Here is a 319-nt window from a genome sequence, read left to right on the forward strand (position 1 = left end):
TAAACCGAAGAAAAGCTACACAAAAACCACGTTCAGCAAACACTGGATGAAGAAGCATCCTAATTTGCTGAAAGAGGAAGGACTGCATGATGCAGAGCATGTACTGGTCAGCGATATCACCTATCTTGAGTCAGACCAAGGTGTGCACTACCTGTCACTGGTCACCGATGCGAGTTCGCGTAAGATAGTCGGTCATCACGTGAGTAAAGACATGAAAGCCGAGAGTGTGGTGAAAGCGTTAAAAATGGCCATAAAAGATAAACGCTATATCGGCAACGCGGTGCATCACTCAGACAGAGGCTTACAATACTGCTCAGCA

1 protein-coding gene is annotated in these 319 nt (G+C 46.1%); it reads left to right on the forward strand.

Annotated features, from left to right (window positions below; all coding sequences use genetic code 11):
• Nucleotides 1-319, forward strand: a 319-nt coding sequence (locus FW758_RS24895; RefSeq protein WP_446446858.1) for a DDE-type integrase/transposase/recombinase, incomplete at both ends; no start/stop codon positions are given.

It is taken from the genome of Shewanella sp. 1180_01, from assembly GCF_052850535.1.